Here is an 18299-nt window from a genome sequence, read left to right as displayed (position 1 = left end):
GTTAGCTTTTGGCGCTTGATGATTGTGTTTGAACAGGGACAAAGTAGTAGCAGTCGACGGGATCGTCTCAATCTTTTGCGAATTGCGATAAATCAATAGCACGGGCTTTCAGCCTTTCGTTTCCTCAATTACTTGCGCATTCATCGATCAGCCATTGGCAGACGGCGCGAACGGCTTTGCGGCGCCCGGCGCGATTGTTGACTGCCAGGTAATACCCGCCGAATGGGATTTCGATGTCCGCGAGTTCAACCAAAACGCCCGATTGAAGTTCAGGTCCACATAAATTCTTGTCCATCAGCACTGCTCCTAGACCGGCGACTGCCGATTGGATTGCCAATAATGCGCCAAGTGGATGGGGCAATTTGAGATCAGGGACCTCATTAAGTCCGGCCCGCTTGAACCAATCAGTCCACAGGCTGAACGTAGCTTCTTCAATCAAAGGGCCGCGAGCAAGCGCCTCGATATCCAACTTGCCATCTGAAATCGGCGCAAAACCGGGTGCCGCATAAGCCCGAACTTCAGATTGAAACAGCAGATGGTATCCATCAACCGATCCGGTTCTCAAATATCTCACCCCAATGTCGAAATCATGGGCCTCAATATCCATGACTTTAGTAGTTACGGACAGTTTCAGATCAATTTCGGGGTGACGGGTCTTAAGACTTGCAAGCCGAGGGATTAGCCATTTCTGGGCAACTGTGGTTTCTGTAGTCAGCGTAACGGTGCCTTTGGGAGGAACCGAAAGTACCTCCGTAGCCAGAGCGATCCGGTCAAAGGCCGGAGTAATCTCAGTCAGGTATGTTCGACCTTGATCGGTCAGTGCAACACCGCTGTTCCGGGTGCGGAAGAGATTAACGTTCAGACGCGCCTCCAGCCCTCTTACATGTCGGGAAATGGCGGAATGGGAGACGCCCAACTCTGCGGCGGCCTTGGTGAAACTGCCCAATCGACCCGCCGCTTCAAAGGCGCGCAATGCGTTTAGGGGGGGTAAAAGTCTCGGCACGACCCTTTGTGACTTTTTGGAACAATAGGTGTCAAGTATCAACGTTTGAGGGCGAAGGTCGCAGCGTTGCATGGTCGAGGAAAGACAATTTCTGGAGGCGACTATGAAACCCATTGATAAAAACGAGTTTGAGATTCACGAAACTAAGGCAGCTCCAAAGCACTTTGGCCGATTTGATTTGATGGGATGGCTTCTGGGCTTTCTCAAGCCGTCGATACAAACAGGTCGCGACCCGGTCCACCTGACGCATCGACTGCTTAGAGATGCAGGAATCGACGAGTTGGAAATTGAGAGAAAGAAGATAATGAGTGCGCCTCTGATCCGCTGAACCCTCACGGACTATGAACGCCTGCTCCATGTTCTCAGCACAAAAACTTCGCGGAACTGAATTGCGATTACGTGGAGTGCGACTGGATTGGCGGTATCTTAGCATGGCTTGCAAATGAATCCCGCTGCGGAGCTCAATCCGGTCATCTGACGGTTTGCCGATTTACTAAGCCAAGGCCGGTCAGTTGGTACTCAAGTCACACTGAAGCATCAAGATACATTCCCCTATGTCGTCTTTTCTCATTGATCTGGCATCGACTTCGACAGATAGAGAGGTGTGCGGTGGCTGTCTTACTTCTCAAGTGGCGCATGTCAAAGCGCTGCCGGAGGACCTCCGGTGGCTTCTATTCATGGCTTACGCACCTGCCACAGGCCCTATCAGAGGACGTCATGCCCCTTTCACCTGACGGTCAAGACCGCGCTACTCGCGCCATTGACCCATTGCCAATACGCCTTATCAAGCGCGCTATACTGGTTCTTATCGGCCTGTTTTATTTCCTCTTCGTGGCCTTTGCCCCTCTTCTTTGCGTTCGGCACAGAGGGTTTCGGGGTTGGTATTGGCGCCTGGTGAAACGGTCATGTTCACGCCTGCTGTGGCTCCTCAGCATCCGCGTTGAGATGCGTCCTGAGGAAAAGAATGCCCTCGCCGCCGACACCAACAGCATCATCGTGGTCAACCACCGTAGCCATCTCGATGGCTTCAGTCTCATGCACGTGGTGCCCGACACCAAATGGTTCACTTTCGCGGCGAAGTCAGAGTTCTGGAACAGCAAACTCCTGCGCACTGGTTTTGATGGAGCGGGTCTGGTCCCTATCAACCGAGACTCCGGCTCAACGGCCATGGATACGCTGATAAAGGCTGTCAGGGAAATGCCTGCCCGCTGTTCCATCGTACTATTCCCAGAAGGCACCCGAGCCAAAACAGAATCGCTAGGGGATTTTAAAGCGGGTGCTGTCTTAGTCGCCCGAGAAACCGGTCGCACGATCACCCCAATTGTCATCCACGACAGCGATAGTCTACTTCCACGCGGCAAACATTTACCTCGCAGCGGGACGATCCGTGTGGAGGCATTGCCAACATTCGCGTGCGATCCTGCCGCTAGTGTGGATGAGGATCTGGCGCGATTGCGCCGGCAGATGATGGCTGTGTTTGAGCGGTGAAGTCTGTTTGACAGAAATATGCAGAAGGGTTGCACAAATGGCCGCTTTGGGCTCGGTGGGGTCATTCAGTGAAATCTGCTCAAAGTCTGCTTTGCGGACAAAGCCCCATTTCGTTGCGGTGGCTCCGAGGTCTGCTCTCCTCACGAAAGTCAGCTTTAAGCAACTCTGACCAGTAGTTTCTGTGCGTCACCCCATTGCTTGGGAGATTGTCCATACATTCGCTTGAACTCGCGACTGAATTGAGACGAGCTGACATAGCCAACGTCCATTGCGGCTTCGTTGACAGGCATCCCACCCGCGATCTTCATGGCGGCGTTGTTGAGGCGCATCGACTTAACGAACTGAATTGGTGCCATCGACGTGACCTGCTTGAATTTGCGATGGAAGACTGCCCGGCTCATGCCCGCTCGGCTTGCCATATCGTCAATCGAGATTGGCGTATCCAGGTGAGAGGACACATGCGAAATTGACCGCGCAATGGCGTTACCTGCACCGAATGCCCGACGGGCGAAGGTGCCAGCTCCTCCCTTCAGGATCGAATAGAGCATCTCACGCAATCGCGCCTCGCCGAGAACCGCCGTATCCGTCTCGCTGTTTCCGAGCTGCAGTAGCCGCAGCAGCGCTTCAGTGAATCCATCGTCCCATCGTGCAAACCTAATTCCTGGCTCCCGCAGTTCTCCTTTGACCGAAGGCAAAACGCCCCCGGCATTTTCCATCTCCATCACCAGCTCGGTCATAGCGCGTTGCTCAAGAGTGATCATGACTCCGTAGAGTGGGTGGTCATGCGAGGCCAACGGCGTCCCCGCCTTGACCGGCATCGACATTGGGCAGCAGAGATATTGACTGTTGTCGTATTCGTATCTTCGGCCATCCAGTACGGCTTCCTTCACCCCACTCACGATGGCCACGATGCAGGGCTCGTAAACGGCTGGATCACAGGGTATTGAACGCGTGGCGCGAAACAGCCGTACACCCTTGATGCCCGTCTCGGTCAAGCCGTCCGTTTCGGTTCGGTCTGCGATGATTTGCTTGATCTGATCCTTGCTCATGAGAGAGATGTAAAGGCTCCAGATCGATGCAGGCAACTACCTTGATACAATCGGGCAAGTATTTGCGATGATCTCGCCTGTTTCTGCATTCTGGTGAGAGCTATCTGCATTTCCAAGCCGAAACACAATTCACTCGGTCCCCGCGCCAACGCAGATAGGAGACAAAAGATGCCAGATACCACATTCGGACCCAAAGGCTGGATGCCCGAGCGCCTCGGCGACCTCTCCGGCAAGACCTACCTCATCACGGGTGCCAACGCCGGTGCCGGGTTCCAGGCCGCGCGGACGCTCCTAAAAAAGAACGCCAAGGTCGTGATGTTGAACCGCTCGGTTGAGAAGTCTCAGGCAGCTGTTGCGGACCTGAAAAGTGAGTTCGGCAGCAAGGCAGAAGTGAGCTTCATTCGCATGGATCTGGCCTCGCTGGCAAACGTACGCGAAGCTGCGGACGAGGTTCTGAATTCCGTTCCCCGGATCGATGCGCTCATCTGCAATGCTGCCATCGCGCAGGTGCCAACCCGCAAGCTGACAGAGGATGGGTTCGAGAGCCAGCTCGGCACCAACCATTACGGCCACTTCCTACTCTGTGGTCTTCTGTTTGAGCGGATCGAAGCTTCGAAAGGTCGGATCGTCGTTGTCGCCAGTCTCGGTTACAATATGGGTCTGAAGACGATCAAGTTCGACGACATGAACTGGGAAGAGGGTTATGGGCCGAATACCGCCTACTCACAAAGCAAGTTGGCGCAAATGATGTTCGCTTATGAATTACAGGACAGGCTTGCCGCCGCAGGGCGCACCGAGGTCGAAGTCTACGTCTGCCATCCCGGCTCGTCGGCAACGTCACTGATCAGCACAAGTGGCAGCCGGACGATGCGGTTCATCTGGTGGCTCATGACCAAAACACCGATGGTTCAGACCGCCGAGCAAGGGTCCTATCCCGAAGTCATGTGCGCCGCCGAAAAGAATTTGACCGAACAACGCGCGCTCTACGGACCAACGGGCCGCCTTGAAGCCGTTGGCCCGGTTGGCAGGGGCACATTGAATCCGCATGCATATGTTAAGGATGTCATGGTTAAGCTGTGGAACCTGTCCGAAAATGCGACTGGCTTCAGCTGGGAGGTCTGAGTTGGTGGGTTGTGTCACTTGCGGCAGTGTTCCGCCACCAAAGCTGACATCCGTGCGCCGCGCAGCATCCGGAAAAATGGGCTCTAAGCAGTCCTTCGCTGCGTATTACATCAATTACTGCTGTGCGGACAAAGCCGTCGTCCACAAGGCTCATTGAAAAATGTTCCAACAATGCTGGTCGACCAGTTTCATGCCTAAAGGAAAAACAACCGTACTACCAAATCAGAACCGAACGCTTAAGTTTGCACCGAGGCCATGTTCTTGACCATTTGAACGTACCGAATAGCCGTATCCTGCTGTTAGTCTGGCTTGCTCGGATATTTGATACCCTAGCCCTAGCCCGAGAACGAAGCCGTTGGCTCCTCGGTTTTGCCCGACTTGTGTAAATGTCCCAAATATCGGGCTTGTAACCGTGACTTCATGCTCACCATCCTTGTTGGCAAAAAAGTCGTACTCGTAGCGAGCAAAGGCAATTGGCGTCAGCACGCCATTGTCACTCAAGAAGTCCCGTTGATAGTCGACGCCAATAGAAGCGACCAAAGACTCTGCATCCGCTTTTTCAATTGAATAGTTGAAATCGCCGCCTCCGGTTTCTGTTCCAGAGCCTTGTTGGATGCGCCCGTAGTTTAGTCCGAAAACCGTGGAAACTCTTGCGCCACTGTCCAGGTTAAACAGCTTCCGTGCCTGGATACCTGCGTGAATGCCTTCTTGGTCCAAATCCGACTTTGCCTCGCCTCCCGTAAACCCATCTACAGACGGGTTATTCCGCTTGGCGTCAGTTTCACCGAACATGTAACCGATCAGCCCGGAGAACTCCCACGTTCCGGTTGTCGTACGCCCGTAGACGCCCGCGTGATAGCTGTCTGTCGAAAAGTCCTGATCGACTTGATCGTGCTCATCCATGGAGGACGTCCCAAATCCTGCGTACACGCCAACGACCCCTCTTTCCGAACTGAAGACATCTGCGCCGACCAAAATCGTGCCGAGCGAATAGTCGAATGTCCCGAGGCCGTTACTTCCATCAACGTCCCCGCTCACATACGCTGTGTCGATCCACCAGCGCCGATCAGAGCAGTCGACTGCGCCACTAGGGCTGTGGTCCGTGTCGATGCCACCTGATGCAACGGGTCTGTTTTGACTGTTGAAACCAACTGCTTGATATTTGCGGCAGTCAGCATGGCTCAGAACCGTGTTTGTTATCAGATCTAGTTGCTCAAGCCCAATAGTCAGGTTGGAGGAATAGGGTTCCGCATGCACGCGATTAAACCCAGCCAGACCTGAATTGGTGAGCGTGTTGACAGCGGCACCAATTGTTGAACCACTACTGAGCCTCGTCCCCGGTGATGTGTTTGTGGTATTAGCAACCGCTCCAGCAAGGTTGCTGGCATTTGGCGAACTGGTAACTGCCGGGTTCTGCGGTAAGCTTGAGGCCGGTTGTGCAGTGAATGCAATGTCGACCGTACCATCTGCGGTGGGCGTATTGGCTATCGTCAGATTAGACAAAGCCGGTAGAGATCCACCTGCAACGAGCGTCGGTGAGTCCCCATCAATACTCGAGGCTTGAAGAACCGTGTAATTGTTGCCAGCAGCATAGTCTTGCGCAGTCAGACCGGGCTGAGCAGCCTCTACTTGGATTGTGGCGCTGTTAATTCCTGTCACCGGCCCACTAGATGACACCAAGTCCGCTTTCTGCGCTGCCGTCGGATCGACTTCACTTAAGAGCCTTGACCCAGTTTCAAAGGCGATTCCGCCACTATTATTTAGTGTACCAATTGAAAAGCCCGGCGAAAGCACCCCCCCGTTCTTAACTGTGAAGTTGAATGCGTTCACGGTTCCCGTACCGACCAAAGTGCCAAAATTCTCAAAGTTTACGGTGTTCAAACTGCTTGCTGCATCAAGCCGAACAGTCGTGCCTGCCGCTATCGCCAGGTCACTGGTTGAAGAAATCGAACTATTCGTCAGTGTGAAATCAGAAGCCTCAGCAACCCGAGTCTGAATATAGTAGGCCCCAAAAACTACTTCGGTCGCTCCCAAAACGGTAAGGTTGTCATAGGTTAGCGGGCGGTCGGACTGGAAGTAGACTTCAGTGGGGTCGATATTCGCGCCGTTGAAGGGAGCGAACGTGATTGATCTGCCGGAACCAATTGAAGTTCCAATGAGGTTCACTCTGAGCTTCCCGTTGATGTTTGTTGCCAACGCTTCCCGGGATACAAAGTCTCCGCTGCCTGCGGCGACATCAACATTCAGAAGAGTTAAAACTGATGCATTGCTTGGAACGGTATTTTGGCCAGGAACATACAACTCAATTTCACCTGAGGACGTGATCGAGGAGTTTCCAATTGTAAGTCCTGTAATGGGTCCGTTTGGGATCGGCAGGCACGTGCGTTCCGTCGCTGAGATTGTTTGATTAACGCGAGTGCTTTCAGATCCGGATGAATACTCTATCCGGGGAGAACCCAATTCTATGCAGGCTTGCGAGCTTTGAGCTTGTGCGTGGCCCGGCAGTAGCAAAAAAGCTAGGGCTCCCAGTGTTAAATTAATGAAGACTAAACGCTGAGAGTAAGGTTCTGCAGATACCGAGCCAACTATTTCCATCCGATTGCTCCCCTAACTTCACTAGCGAGAGTACACCCTATTGTGAAACACAGCGAGTTTTTTTGAGTGCTTTAAGAAATTGAACGATTGACTGATTTGGGCTCGGTGCCGCCATTCGATAAATCACATCGCATGTCTCATTTGGAGGTTCAGGTGTGCAATGGTTGTCAACTAGTTCGCAGTAGTTGTTTTGCCTCCTGAATATTTTGACCTACTTAGTTATCAAGTGTTGCACCACCAACACTCCGCCCCACCCAAGTTTCAGCAATGTTGCTGATCCCCGGCAGCTTGCTAGTAAAACTTGGTGGGGTTTTCCTACCGAAATGTAAATTTCTCATTTCCATCCTTTCAGCGACCGCTCCGAACTTGGTGCCGATGTTCAGTGAGTTACACTCAATGACTGCTTGGCGGAAGACGCAGACCAAGTCGAATAGCCGCGATGATCGCAACTGAGATTTGCACTTGCTTCCTTAGGGGCTTTGCCGATGGCGATTAACGCGCCCTGTTCAATTCAAGACCGGTCACTTAGCTTGAGCAGACACCACAATGAGGATGATTTATGACGGACAAATATGACTTCGAAAACAGCTGGCAACCCTCCCAGCGGTATCCAGACCCATCCGTTATGGCGCTCGATCCGCGCTTTGATAAATACAGGCTGCCGTTGGCCGGCGTCGAACGATTGGCAACTGGTTGTCGTTGGTGTGAAGGGCCAGTGTGGTTCGGTGACGGGCGATATCTGCTATGGAGTGATATTCCGAATAACCGGATCGTGCGCTGGGACGAGGTTACCGGACAGTCATCGGCGTTTCGTCAGCCCTCGAATTTCGCTAACGGTCAGACCCGGGACAGGCAAGGTCGCCTGATAACGTGCGAGCACGGTGGACGAAGGGTCACGCGTACAGAATATGATGGCTCAATCACTGTGCTAGCCGAGAGCTTTGACGGAAAGCGACTCAACTCGCCCAATGACGTGATCGTCAAATCCGACGGCAGTGTCTGGTTCACCGATCCACCGTTTGGCATCTTGGGCAACTACGAAGGTCATCGCGCCGAACCAGAGTTAGGCCAGAACGTATACCGACTGGACCCCGACACCGGAAAACTAAGAGTAGTAGCCGATGACATTCTAGGGCCAAACGGCTTGGCCTTCAGCCCCGATGAGACCGCGCTGTACATTGTTGAATCGCGCGGTGAGCCGACTCGAAAGATACTGGCCTATGACGTGAACACGGATGGTGCCTCGATCCAGAACAAGCGTGTGCTAATCGATGCAGGTTGTGGCACACCAGATGGATTCCGCGTGGATGTGGATGGTAATCTCTGGTGCGGTTGGGGCATGGGTGATGCCGAACTGGACGGAGTCATGGTCTTTGCCCCTGATGGAACTCCAATAGGTCGCATCGCTTTGCCCGAACGATGTGCCAATCTGTGCTTTGGCGGTCGTGCCAATAGCCGGCTTTTTATGGCAGCAAGCCATTCTGTGTATGCCCTATATGTCAACGTCGCCGGCATGGCGGGAGGATAACGCTGCTCTCTGGAGGGCTTCTGCGCGACAAAAAAACGGTTTCTCCAATGGGCTCTAATATCTCAGCCCGCCCTTTTTTGAGTGACTACAATGGGCTCGTTGCTGAAGTTCACTGCACCCTGTAACAGTGACCGATAGGCAGTCCAAAGCGGTCTTTGATTTCGAATCCCCAAAGTTGAATTCAGGCCGTACGGAGCCTTGGTGGCCATATTATTATTGGCTTCAACAAGGGTCTTCGCGATAAAACAGCAGACGTTAAGGGGTGGCACGAATGTAGACCGCGACGGGTATTACCTCTAACGTGTTTTTCGCGGAGGGCTGACTGTGAAGCGGAAACTTGCGGCGATATTGGCAGCCGATGTCGTCGGCTTCTCACGCCTCATGGGGCGCGATGAAGAAAACACAATTCGGCGTCTAAACCTTCTGCTTTCTGAATTGGTTCAACCCCAAATACGCGATTCCAATGGGCGAATTGTCAAGCTGATGGGCGATGGTCTGTTGGCCGAATTCACAAGTGTGGTCGACGCGGCGGACTGCGCTGTCGCCATTCAACGGGCTATGCAGGACCGAGAACCTGACGCCCCCCACGGGCAACCCATTCAGTTGCGGATCGGTATTCATCTGGGAGATGTGATTTCCGAAGGCTCCGATATTTTTGGGGAAGGCGTCAACGTGGCCGCAAGATTGGAAGCAATCGCAGAACCTGGAAGCGTCTGCATTTCCGAAGATGTATACCGTCAGATCAAAGGAAAGGTCTCTGGCAGTTTCAGGGATCTGGGCGAGCAAAACTTAAAAAACATCGAACATAAGATTGGGGCCTACAGCATCGATCTCGACCCGGCGCGCCTGTCACCTGAGTTCTACGAAGTTCTGACGGGTGAGCGGTTGGAGTTGCCGGACCAACCGTCAATCGCTGTCCTGCCGTTTCAAAACATGTCAGGCGACCCAGAGCAGGAATACTTCGCGGACGGAATTACCGAAGACATCATCACTGCCTTGTCGCATATCAATGGTCTCATCGTGATGGCGCGCAATTCGACATTTGCCTACAAAGGAAGGTCTGTCGATGTAAGACAGGTCGGACGGGAATTAGGTGTTCGTTTCGTCCTTGAAGGGAGTGTCCGAAAGGCGGGGCAGCGGGTTCGCATCACCGGGCAGCTTATTGAATGTCAATCCGGCTCGCATTTATGGGCCGACCGGTATGACCGTCAGATTGAAGATATTTTTGCAGTTCAAGATGAAATCACACGCGAAATCTCCGTTTCATTGGCAGTCAACCTTACACACGGACAAGAGCTCAGACTTTGGGCTGATCAAGCGCCTAACTTTGAGGCGTGGGACTTGATGATGCGTGGCATCAGTGAACAATACAAATTTACAAAAGAAGGGAACCTTTCCGCGATTCAGCTTTACCGGAAAGCTGTTGAGCTTGACCCCGAGAATTCGTCATTCAAAACGGGCCTAGGGTGGGCGTTGCAAGCTGGTGCCCGCCTTGGGTTCCATCTAGACCCAAAGGCGTCAACTGACGAGGCCCAGTCAATTTGCGATGCATTGTTAAAGAGGAACGATGTCTCAGCTGATGTCTATGCGCTGCAAGGGTATATTTTCACAAACCAATCTCGTTTTGATGAAGCCAAAGCCTTCTGCAACGAAGCTATCGAACGGCAACCGAGTGTCTCCCTTTCTCATGCCATGCTGGCAATTGCGTACAATAGTTGTGGTGAATTTGAGGAAAGCCTGAACAGCATGCGAAAGGCTATTCGGCTGTCGCCCTATAGCCCAGACTGGTATTTCAGCCATTTGGGGGATGCCTATCGCGGGTTAGGGCAGCTGGAGCAGGCAAGAACGGTTTACCGGCACTTGGAAACCCGCCTGCCTGGCACATTGTTATGCCAAGTCCGTTTGGCCGCGATCCATGCTGATTTTGATGACACGGAAAACGCTAGAAAAGCGGTAGAGGCCATTCTTTCAATCGATCCGCAATTTTCAGTTCAAACCTATACCGGCCACACCGTCTACAAGACTGACGCCCTGCGCAAGTTCTGGGCGGATGCTATGCTAAAGGCGGGTCTACCAGAATAACGTCGCAGTATTGCATTGAGTTGCAGCGATCAGAAGATTGCTTAGGCTGCCACGAATTTGCGCGGCGCTTTCATATGTAAATCGGAAACTTGGATCAGGCACAGTATCGACTAAGATAGATGTGATTTCACTGCCGATGCAGGGCACTATGCCGAAGGCGATGAGAAAACCTGATCCGCGATCCAGTCGAAAACCATGCGAGGACCGCGACCCAAATTGGCCGGGTCCCGCGACATGACGTAGCCAGCGTCGCTTATGACTACGTCATTTGTGACTTTCACAAGCGAACTATTGTTGAGCAAGTCATCAATTAGGCCGATCCAACCCAACGCGACGCCATCTCCTGCCAAAGCAGCCTGTGTGACCATGTCGTAGTTGTTAAAGCTGATGTAGTTTTTCTTTCTTTCGCCTGTAATGCCCAGGTTATCAAACCATCCCTGCCAGGTTTGCCACTCGGCGGTGGCGGGTTTTGACAAACTTAGAAGTTGAACATCCAGTAGGTCTGTCGAAGATCGAATTGGTGTTATCTTTTCTAATAGCTGGGGGCTGCAAACTGCCGCGACGATTTCTTCCAACAATAGAATTTCACCAGGTTTGATCTGACTCCTGGGTGCAACATGGATCTGTATATCGCAATCCGGGTCGTCCACGCCAGGAGGCACAGTAGATGCCAGAATTTGAATTTCAATCTCATCCCCCAATTCTTCGCGCAGGTAAGCCAGGCGTGGCAAAAGCCAGAACGTAGAGAAAGCGAAGTCGGCTGAAATCCGAACCCGTGGTTTGGATTTACGTTCCAGTAATGAACCAACCGCATAGCCCATTTGTGTCATCGCAGGTTTGACCACGTTGAGAAGCCTGAGCCCTTCATACGTTAGCGAAACGCCTCGGTGTTCTCTTTTGAAAAGTACTACGCCCAGATCGATCTCCAAGCCTTTGATCCGTTGAGAGATCGAGGATTGGGTCAAGCCAAGCGCTTCTCCAGCACTTGTGAAGTTCCCGTGTTTTGCGACCGTCTCAAACGCATAGAGCGCAACAAGGTTACGGCTGAGGTTGATATTAGCATGATTAATGTCACTCATAATTACTGAGCTACTGCAAAACCACTCGAATATGTACCAAAAACTTTGTCAAAGGGTGATTTTCCGACCCGGTTAGAAAAACATGGGACCGAGTTATGACAGACCGCAGACGCAACCGGACAGTTCAGCCTGCAATGGCAATGCAGGTGGGTAGGGTTACTGACTGCACCTTTGGATGGGGTGTCTCGTCTGCACGGTGGGGCGATTGCCATTTAACAGACTGTGCATGCAGAACCTAATTCGCCGCTTTTCTTTGGCTTCGGTTGGGCGACACGGATTGTGGCTGCTCCAAGCGCAGCATGGACATTCATGGCAGAGCAATCTGATCTTGCAATCTGCTTGATCAGCAATAGGGAGAAAATGAATATGGCAGTTAAGCCTCCACTATCGGAACTTCCGATCAAAACCGCTGACAACGGTTTTTATCGGGGGTTCAGCGTCAACGTGACGGTAATCAGTAAGATCATAATCAGTTTGTTGGTGGTTTGGTGTATTGTGTGGCCTACACAAGCTGGCAGGGTCTTGGGCGATTGGAACGCGGCCATTCTGGCTCAATTTGCCGCTTGGTACATCTGGGTCGTAACAGCTTTTGTCATCGTTTGTATTGGGCTGGCAATCTGGCCCACAGCAGGGCGGCTAAACCTGGGTGTGAAAGGTGAAAAGCCCGAATTCTCGAACTTCTCATGGTTTTCGATGATGTTTGGCGCCGGGATCGGGGTCGGAATGCTGACATGGGCCGTTGCGGAACCTGTCGCGCATTTCAAGAATAACCCATCAGTCATTCAAGGCGTCACAACCGCCCTCGAGGCGGATAATGTTCGTACCGCTTACGTCTGGTCCTATCTCCATTGGGGCCTCGGTGCTTGGGCATGTTACGCCATTGCAGGCCTCGCGCTGGCGTTCTTCAGCTATCGCCGCGGGCTGCCATTGACGATCCGATCATCGCTAACGCCGCTGTTTGGCAAGGCGCTGTCCGGTAACCTAGGTCATCTAATCGATATTGTGGCTGTTGTTGCCACGATCCTCGGCGTTGCTCAAACTCTGGGTTTCGGGGTTGAACAGTTCGTTGCGGGCCTGACGCGGATCGGTATTGGCGGGTTGGCACATGCTGATGGCTCGGCGACGACGCTTGGGATCATTGTTGCGCTTTTGGTCATCATGGGGGCCTCGACATTGTCGGCGTTGTCCGGTGTTGGCAAAGGCATCAAATGGCTGTCGAACATCAATATGGTGTTGTCGATCTTCCTGCTGGGCTTCTTCATCATCTTCGGTGCCACGTTCTTTGGCGCAAGTGCTTTCTTCGTCGGGATTTGGGACTATCTGGTCGCTCTGCCGTGGCTGAGCTTCAACGTTTATGCATCTGATGGCGTCGAAGGATCGGAATCCTTCCTGCTTGCCCAATGGCAAGGCTGGTGGCCAGTGTTCTACTGGGCCTGGTGGATTGCGTTCGCACCTTTCGTTGGACTGTTCCTGGCCCGCATCTCTCGTGGTCGTACGATCCGAGAGTTTGTGTTGGGTGCAATGATCGTTCCTTCTCTGATGTGTTTTGTCTGGTTTGCATGGGCCGGTGGCACAGCGATTGATCTGGAATTGAATGGCAATGCGAACGGCGTGATCCTGGATGCAGCGAATGGCGACAAAATCTTTGCCATGACAGAATTCATGCTGGCTCCGATTGCTCAAGCGCTGGCTTGGGCTATGGCGGTGGTCATCGTTGTTCTACTGATGACCTTCTTGGTCACCTCGGCTGACTCTGCCGTTTTGATTGTGAATACGATCAACGCTGCAGGCGACGAAGGTCCCAAGGCACGCCCGCACATCATGTTCTGGGGTGCTGCACTGGCTCTGGTTGTTGGAGGGTTGCTGATTTCAGGCGGCACCGGTGCCATTCAGACTGCAATGGTGATTGGGGCATTGCCGTTCTCGATTGTGATGGCTCTTATGTGCATCGCTTTGATCAAGGCAATCTGGAATGATGGTCGGCGCGAGGCCGCAGGCGTTGCTTCAACAATTGATCCGGAAACCTCGACGATGCCAGCTGAATAGGCATCGCAGAAAGTTATGAGGCCCTGGTTAACATCTGGGGCCTCAATTTCCACGACCCCCTTATCCATTTTGAAATTTGCTATGCGATCATATCTGTGAGACAGAAGGTGGCTTTTCCAGCTGGGGCACTATGATCGCAGAAGCTTGAGCGTTTCGGGACAAAACACTGAACTTTCTGGGAATTAGGATAACTCACATCGAGCTGTGCAATCGGCAACCCCAAAGCCAAGATCTTCAGTGAATTTTGCCAAATGGCTGCAACGGGCCAGAAAGCAGCAATTTCGCCGGTGGTCGTCGTGATTAATTGAACTTTCAAAAAACCGTCCAAGTAGATCAAAGGCTGTTAAGGCGATGTTTCTCTAGTATCCCGCAAAGCATAGCCTGCGCTTGCAGTCTGTGTTCTCGATGACGTTCACGGGCGACATCCGGACGACCTTTGCTAATCGCTTGGAAAACAACCCGGTGATCGTCATTGGATTTGACGGGCAGGGGCCTGATGAACAACGTCGTTGCGCGCGCGCGACGTACCTGGTCGCTCATCATGGCGACAATCGCTTCGACCCGTTTGTTGCCGCCCAACCGAACAAGCTCCTGGTGAAACAACTCGTCGGCCTCGGCCCAGGCTTCAAGGTCTTCGGCTTCGATGGCTTGGTCCATCTTTGCAATTGATCCGGCAAGTACCGCCAGTTCATCTTCTGAATAACCCGCTTCGGCGGCGCGCTGTGCTGCGAGACTCTCAAGTTCCGTTAGTATGTCGTAAATTTCACGCATATCGTCTGATGAAACGGGCAGTATCCGTACACCTTTGCGGGGCCGCATTTCCAGCAATCCCTTACTTTCCAACATCAGCGCAGCTTCCCGTATCGGGGTGCGCGACATACCCAGAGTTTCAGCGAGTTCCGACTCCAGGTGGTCAGTCCCGGCTGCAAGTTCGCCGGACAGGATCATCTTTCGCAAATCCCTAACAGCGCGTTGCGTATTGGAAAGAGTTCTGTTGTCCTGATCCTTCACGGCGTCTCCAGGTTGATCTTTCGTCCCTCCGCGGCCGAGAGATAGATGTTCTCTTCGATGCGGATCACGTCCAAATAGTCTCGAGCCGTGTTCTCCAACGGCGTGCCTCTTAGAAGGCCTGAAACGACGTGACTTTGCAAGGCGTGGACGCAGTCTCCTCCAAACCCATCATGATCGCTGGGAGGTAGAATCTGCTGTCGCTCCTGTTTTCCAAAAAAACGTAGTTCTACTGAACCGTCGCCGTTAAGAACTAGTGATCCTTCCGTTCCTTCGATGAGCGCTTCGCCCATGGTCTGACGCAGGTTTTCGGCGCTGTGGTCAAGGCATCTGTTGCCATCGAACAGAGCTCTTAAACCGTTGGCGTGGTCAAACAGGATGTAACCTGCGTCCTCGCCCGCGATAACGGGGTTAACTTGGCGCAAGTCCGCATAAACTGCGCTGGGCGCATCGAATAGAAACTTGAACGTGTCTACCCAGTGAACCGCTGTTTCGTGAACAAGGAAACGTTGCATGTCCTGAAAGTACGGCTGCCGGTCAAGGTAGGCTCGTGGTCCCTGTCCGTCGCCGGGCCGAAGCCGGAAAGTCGCTTGTAGAGGTGTTCCAATTCGACCCTCGGTCATAGCCTCTTTGATTGCGCGATACCAAGGCTGGAAGCGGAAGTTCTCGTGTACAACAATCGTTGCGCCTACCGCTTCAGCCTCGGAGGCGATTTTCTCCGCTTCATCCAGAGACATGCAGAAAGGTTTTTGGCAGATCAGCCATTTTATGCCCGAATGCAGCGCAGTTCGAATGGCGTCGGCCTGCGCCACAGGTGGAAGGATGATGTCCACGAGATCTGGTTTTTCCGTCTCCAGCATTTTTGACAGATCATCGTAAGCGGCCAGTCCTGTTTCTTTCGCCTTGTTGATATCACGGTTGCAGGATGCAATCGGAACCGCTCCGGGCATTCGGGACCAGCTTTCGTAGTGGAATTTGCTGAAGTATCCCGCTCCAACACACGCAACCCTGATGGCTTGTTGAGTATTCATGCCCGCAATGCTTCAGATACCGACGCGGCTGCATCCTGCGTTCCGGCGGTACCACCTAGGTCACGGGTCAAGTTCTGTCCGTTCGCCGTCACCTTTTCCACGGCTTCACGCAATCGTTCGCCGTCGCTGGACAGGTCTGGATGATCATGGGTGAACCCCAACCATTCAAGCATCATTGCTGCGGACAGGATCATCGCAAACGGGTTGGCAATACCCTGTCCAGCAATGTCCGGAGCGGAGCCGTGGCAGGGTTGGAATACAGCGTGGTTCAACCCGATATCCGCTGACGGAGCCAGTCCAAGACCACCCATGAGACCCGCACCAAGGTCTGAGAGGATGTCTCCGAACATGTTCTCAGTCACCAAGACATCAAATTCCCAAGGCTTCTGGACCATCCACAGAGCGGTAGCATCAACATAAGCATGGTCTGCTTGTAATTCGGGATGGTGGGCGGCTTCTGCATCAAACATCGATCTGAAGAACGCAAAGGCGCGGAATACATTGGCTTTGTCGACACATGTAACTCGACCCCGACCGCGCCCGGTTCTTTTGCGGTTCTGGGCGAGTTCAAACGCGAACCGGAACAGTTTTTCGGACACCTCACGAGTGATCAGCAGAGTTTCACGTGCTTCGTCATCGGTAACTTCGCCAGCGCCTTGGGTGAAGAACAGCCCTTCTGTGCTTTCGCGTATCAAGACAAAGTCGATCTCTTTTCCACTGGGGAGCGACAAAGGGGTCATTTGTCCGCTGCTTACCTTTACTGGCCGCACACCAGCAAAAAGTCCCAGTTGCTTTCGCAGATCAATCTGCGGTGAAATCTCGGTTCCGTCAGGATATCGAACATCCGGCAAGCCCATTGCAGACAGCAGAATTGCGTCAGCATTGCGTGCAGTTTCGAGTGATCCAGTCGGAAACGATTCTCCTGTTTTGGCGTAGTGGCCTGCGCCTGCCGGCGCGTCTGTAAACGCCAGCTCGTAGCTGGGACTGTTGCCCGAGAGCTGGCGCAGGATTTCAAGCGTAGGGGCCATAATTTCCGGGCCGATCCCGTCCCCGTGGAACACCGCAACATCGTACATTTTTTTCATCTTGGCCCGTTTCCTTCCCGTTTCGCATTCATAGCGCGATAGCAGCTTCCACTACAGTACGTTGACAATGCATTCTTTAATGTATACACAAATAAATGCAATAATAAACGCAAAGATGTTTGGGAGGACTTGGAAATGAAACTAAAGCTAGGGCGGTTGGCGGCCGCAGCCGTGATGGCGACCGGGATTACAGGGGCAGCTGCTGCGCAGGATTATCCCTATCGTGATATCACCACAGCTGTGGTCTGGGGGGCCGGAGGAGGTACGGATACGATCAACCGGATGATCATGGCCGAGATGGAAAAACACCTTCCGGTCTCGATCAATGTGATCAATCAAACAGGTGGTGTCGCAGGCTCCAATGGTATGGTTTACGTCATGAACCAACCAGACGATGGCTATACATTGGTTGGTTTGTCAGAGTCGAACGTCACCGCTGCTGTGCAGGGTGGTTGGGATAAGAAATTTGATTTTTGGTATCCGTTCATTGTTGGCGGATCACCTGATCTGATCTCGGTCCCGGCGGACAGCCCTTACAATACGCTGGAAGAACTGGTCGACGCTGCGAAAGCCGCTCCTGGCACTATTCCCGCGGCGGCTTCCGGCGCAGGTTCAATCCACCACTTGAACCTTCTGGCCATCGAAAAAGGGTCCGGCGCAGAATTCAAGTTTGTTCCCTACAAAGGCTCGGCGCCAGGTCAGGAAGCAGCGATAGCGGGTGAAGTTGCGTTGGTTGTGACCTCACTGGCTGAACAAGCTCCGCTGATCGAAGGCGGTCAGTTGAAGCCGCTCGCGATGCTGGCGCCCGAAGATGCGCAGATTGCAGGGGCAACAGTGCCTTCTGCCTTTGGCATCTATGACGGTCTTGATCAGTATTTGCCGCTCAAACAGGCCATCGGGTTTGCAGTTCACAGTTCAGCCGGGGACGATGTAAAGGCCGCGCTTGGTGATGCCTTCGAGCAAGCTATTGCCTCCGACACCGTCGCCGAATGGGCCTCTGCAAACAACTATGATGTCGGTGGTCAACACGGTGAAGAAGCTCAAGAACTGTTTGCGAACCTCGAGGCTACTTTTGCCTACACCTTGCAGGACCTTGGCGCTGCCACAGTGGATCCGGCCTCGCTGGGTATCGAGCAGCCCTAATCCGATCAATTTTGAAGGGGCGCGCTTGATCGCGCCCTTT

The 18299-nt window shown here is 53.0% G+C and carries 14 protein-coding genes; 7 read left to right on the top strand and 7 right to left on the bottom strand.

The genetic code is table 11. From position 1 onward, the window contains the following. Positions 1-124 precede the first annotated feature (124 nt). The gene (locus QMP16_RS13395) at positions 125-1003 is read right to left on the bottom strand and encodes a LysR substrate-binding domain-containing protein (protein ID WP_282152787.1); all 879 of its coding nucleotides are present in this window, start codon (positions 1001-1003) and stop codon (positions 125-127) included. Positions 1004-1106: 103 nt separating this feature from the next. Between QMP16_RS13395 and QMP16_RS13390 the strand changes: the two genes are divergently transcribed. Continuing rightward, positions 1107-1331 (top strand): hypothetical protein, encoded by a 225-nt coding sequence (locus QMP16_RS13390; protein WP_282152786.1) that lies wholly within the window; start codon positions 1107-1109, stop codon positions 1329-1331. A 389-nt stretch (positions 1332-1720) separates the two neighbouring features. Continuing rightward, positions 1721-2491 carry a lysophospholipid acyltransferase family protein gene (locus tag QMP16_RS13385; RefSeq protein ID WP_282152785.1) on the top strand — a complete coding sequence of 257 codons (771 nt, stop codon included), beginning with the start codon at positions 1721-1723 and terminating at the stop codon, positions 2489-2491. A gap of 155 nt (positions 2492-2646) precedes the next feature. Here the strand turns inward: QMP16_RS13385 and QMP16_RS13380 are convergent, their stop codons facing one another. Next, complete coding sequence (locus QMP16_RS13380) at positions 2647-3540, bottom strand: AraC family transcriptional regulator (protein WP_282152784.1); 894 nt, start codon at positions 3538-3540, stop codon at positions 2647-2649. Between the two features lie 168 nt (positions 3541-3708). Between QMP16_RS13380 and QMP16_RS13375 the strand changes: the two genes are divergently transcribed. Next, the gene (locus tag QMP16_RS13375) at positions 3709-4662 is read left to right on the top strand and encodes an SDR family oxidoreductase (RefSeq protein ID WP_282152783.1); all 954 of its coding nucleotides are present in this window, start codon (positions 3709-3711) and stop codon (positions 4660-4662) included. A 222-nt stretch (positions 4663-4884) separates the two neighbouring features. Here the strand turns inward: QMP16_RS13375 and QMP16_RS13370 are convergent, their stop codons facing one another. Beyond that, complete coding sequence (locus QMP16_RS13370; RefSeq protein WP_282152782.1) at positions 4885-7257, bottom strand: autotransporter domain-containing protein; 2373 nt, start codon at positions 7255-7257, stop codon at positions 4885-4887. Between the two features lie 559 nt (positions 7258-7816). On the opposite strand from QMP16_RS13370, the gene QMP16_RS13365 reads away from it, so the two are divergent. After that, positions 7817-8785 (top strand): SMP-30/gluconolactonase/LRE family protein, encoded by a 969-nt coding sequence (locus QMP16_RS13365; protein WP_282152781.1) that lies wholly within the window; start codon positions 7817-7819, stop codon positions 8783-8785. 324 nt (positions 8786-9109) lie between these two features. After that, a complete protein-coding gene (locus tag QMP16_RS13360) occupies positions 9110-10867 on the top strand; it encodes an adenylate/guanylate cyclase domain-containing protein (RefSeq protein WP_282152780.1) in 1758 nt (585 codons plus the stop codon). 146 nt (positions 10868-11013) lie between these two features. On the opposite strand, the gene QMP16_RS13355 is transcribed toward QMP16_RS13360, so the two are convergent. Then, positions 11014-11946 carry a LysR family transcriptional regulator gene (locus tag QMP16_RS13355; protein WP_282152779.1) on the bottom strand — a complete coding sequence of 311 codons (933 nt, stop codon included), beginning with the start codon at positions 11944-11946 and terminating at the stop codon, positions 11014-11016. A 366-nt stretch (positions 11947-12312) separates the two neighbouring features. Here QMP16_RS13355 and QMP16_RS13350 point away from each other — a divergent pair, with 366 nt between their 5' ends. After that, a complete protein-coding gene (locus QMP16_RS13350; RefSeq protein WP_282121420.1) occupies positions 12313-13992 on the top strand; it encodes a BCCT family transporter in 1680 nt (559 codons plus the stop codon). A gap of 333 nt (positions 13993-14325) precedes the next feature. Here the strand turns inward: QMP16_RS13350 and QMP16_RS13345 are convergent, their stop codons facing one another. From QMP16_RS13345 to QMP16_RS13335, 3 genes are read right to left on the bottom strand one after another with little or no spacing between them, the layout of a single operon-like run. Further along, positions 14326-15003: a GntR family transcriptional regulator gene (locus QMP16_RS13345; RefSeq protein ID WP_282152778.1), complete on the bottom strand. Its 678-nt coding sequence runs from the start codon at positions 15001-15003 to the stop codon at positions 14326-14328. Continuing rightward, positions 15000-16031 carry a Gfo/Idh/MocA family protein gene (locus QMP16_RS13340; RefSeq protein WP_282152777.1) on the bottom strand — a complete coding sequence of 344 codons (1032 nt, stop codon included), beginning with the start codon at positions 16029-16031 and terminating at the stop codon, positions 15000-15002. Before QMP16_RS13340 ends, QMP16_RS13345 begins: the two co-directional genes overlap by 4 nt. After that, positions 16028-17116, bottom strand: a complete 1089-nt coding sequence (locus QMP16_RS13335; protein WP_282121324.1) for an isocitrate/isopropylmalate dehydrogenase family protein — start codon at positions 17114-17116, stop codon at positions 16028-16030. Before QMP16_RS13335 ends, QMP16_RS13340 begins: the two co-directional genes overlap by 4 nt. A gap of 135 nt (positions 17117-17251) precedes the next feature. On the opposite strand from QMP16_RS13335, the gene QMP16_RS13330 reads away from it, so the two are divergent. Next, positions 17252-18259 (top strand): Bug family tripartite tricarboxylate transporter substrate binding protein, encoded by a 1008-nt coding sequence (locus tag QMP16_RS13330; protein WP_282152776.1) that lies wholly within the window; start codon positions 17252-17254, stop codon positions 18257-18259. Positions 18260-18299: the final 40 nt, after the last annotated feature.

The organism is Ruegeria atlantica (assembly GCF_947495585.1).
GTDB lineage: Bacteria > Pseudomonadota > Alphaproteobacteria > Rhodobacterales > Rhodobacteraceae > Ruegeria > Ruegeria atlantica_G.
Note: the sequence above shows the minus strand (reverse complement) of the source record. Positions and strands in the feature narration are given on the sequence as shown.

Excerpts from the sequence above, each read along its gene's own strand:
- QMP16_RS13390 (WP_282152786.1), top strand. The coding sequence starts at position 1,107 with ATGAAACCCATTGATAAAAACGAGTTTGAGATTCACGAAACTAAGGCA.
- QMP16_RS13385 (WP_282152785.1), top strand. The coding sequence starts at position 1,721 with ATGCCCCTTTCACCTGACGGTCAAGACCGCGCTACTCGCGCCATTGAC.
- QMP16_RS13380 (WP_282152784.1), bottom strand. The coding sequence starts at position 3,540 with ATGAGCAAGGATCAGATCAAGCAAATCATCGCAGACCGAACCGAAACG.
- QMP16_RS13375 (WP_282152783.1), top strand. The coding sequence starts at position 3,709 with ATGCCAGATACCACATTCGGACCCAAAGGCTGGATGCCCGAGCGCCTC.
- QMP16_RS13370 (WP_282152782.1), bottom strand. The coding sequence starts at position 7,257 with ATGGAAATAGTTGGCTCGGTATCTGCAGAACCTTACTCTCAGCGTTTA.
- QMP16_RS13365 (WP_282152781.1), top strand. The coding sequence starts at position 7,817 with ATGACGGACAAATATGACTTCGAAAACAGCTGGCAACCCTCCCAGCGG.
- QMP16_RS13355 (WP_282152779.1), bottom strand. The coding sequence starts at position 11,946 with ATGAGTGACATTAATCATGCTAATATCAACCTCAGCCGTAACCTTGTT.
- QMP16_RS13350 (WP_282121420.1), top strand. The coding sequence starts at position 12,313 with ATGGCAGTTAAGCCTCCACTATCGGAACTTCCGATCAAAACCGCTGAC.
- QMP16_RS13340 (WP_282152777.1), bottom strand. The coding sequence starts at position 16,031 with ATGAATACTCAACAAGCCATCAGGGTTGCGTGTGTTGGAGCGGGATAC.
- QMP16_RS13335 (WP_282121324.1), bottom strand. The coding sequence starts at position 17,116 with ATGAAAAAAATGTACGATGTTGCGGTGTTCCACGGGGACGGGATCGGC.
- QMP16_RS13330 (WP_282152776.1), top strand. The coding sequence starts at position 17,252 with ATGAAACTAAAGCTAGGGCGGTTGGCGGCCGCAGCCGTGATGGCGACC.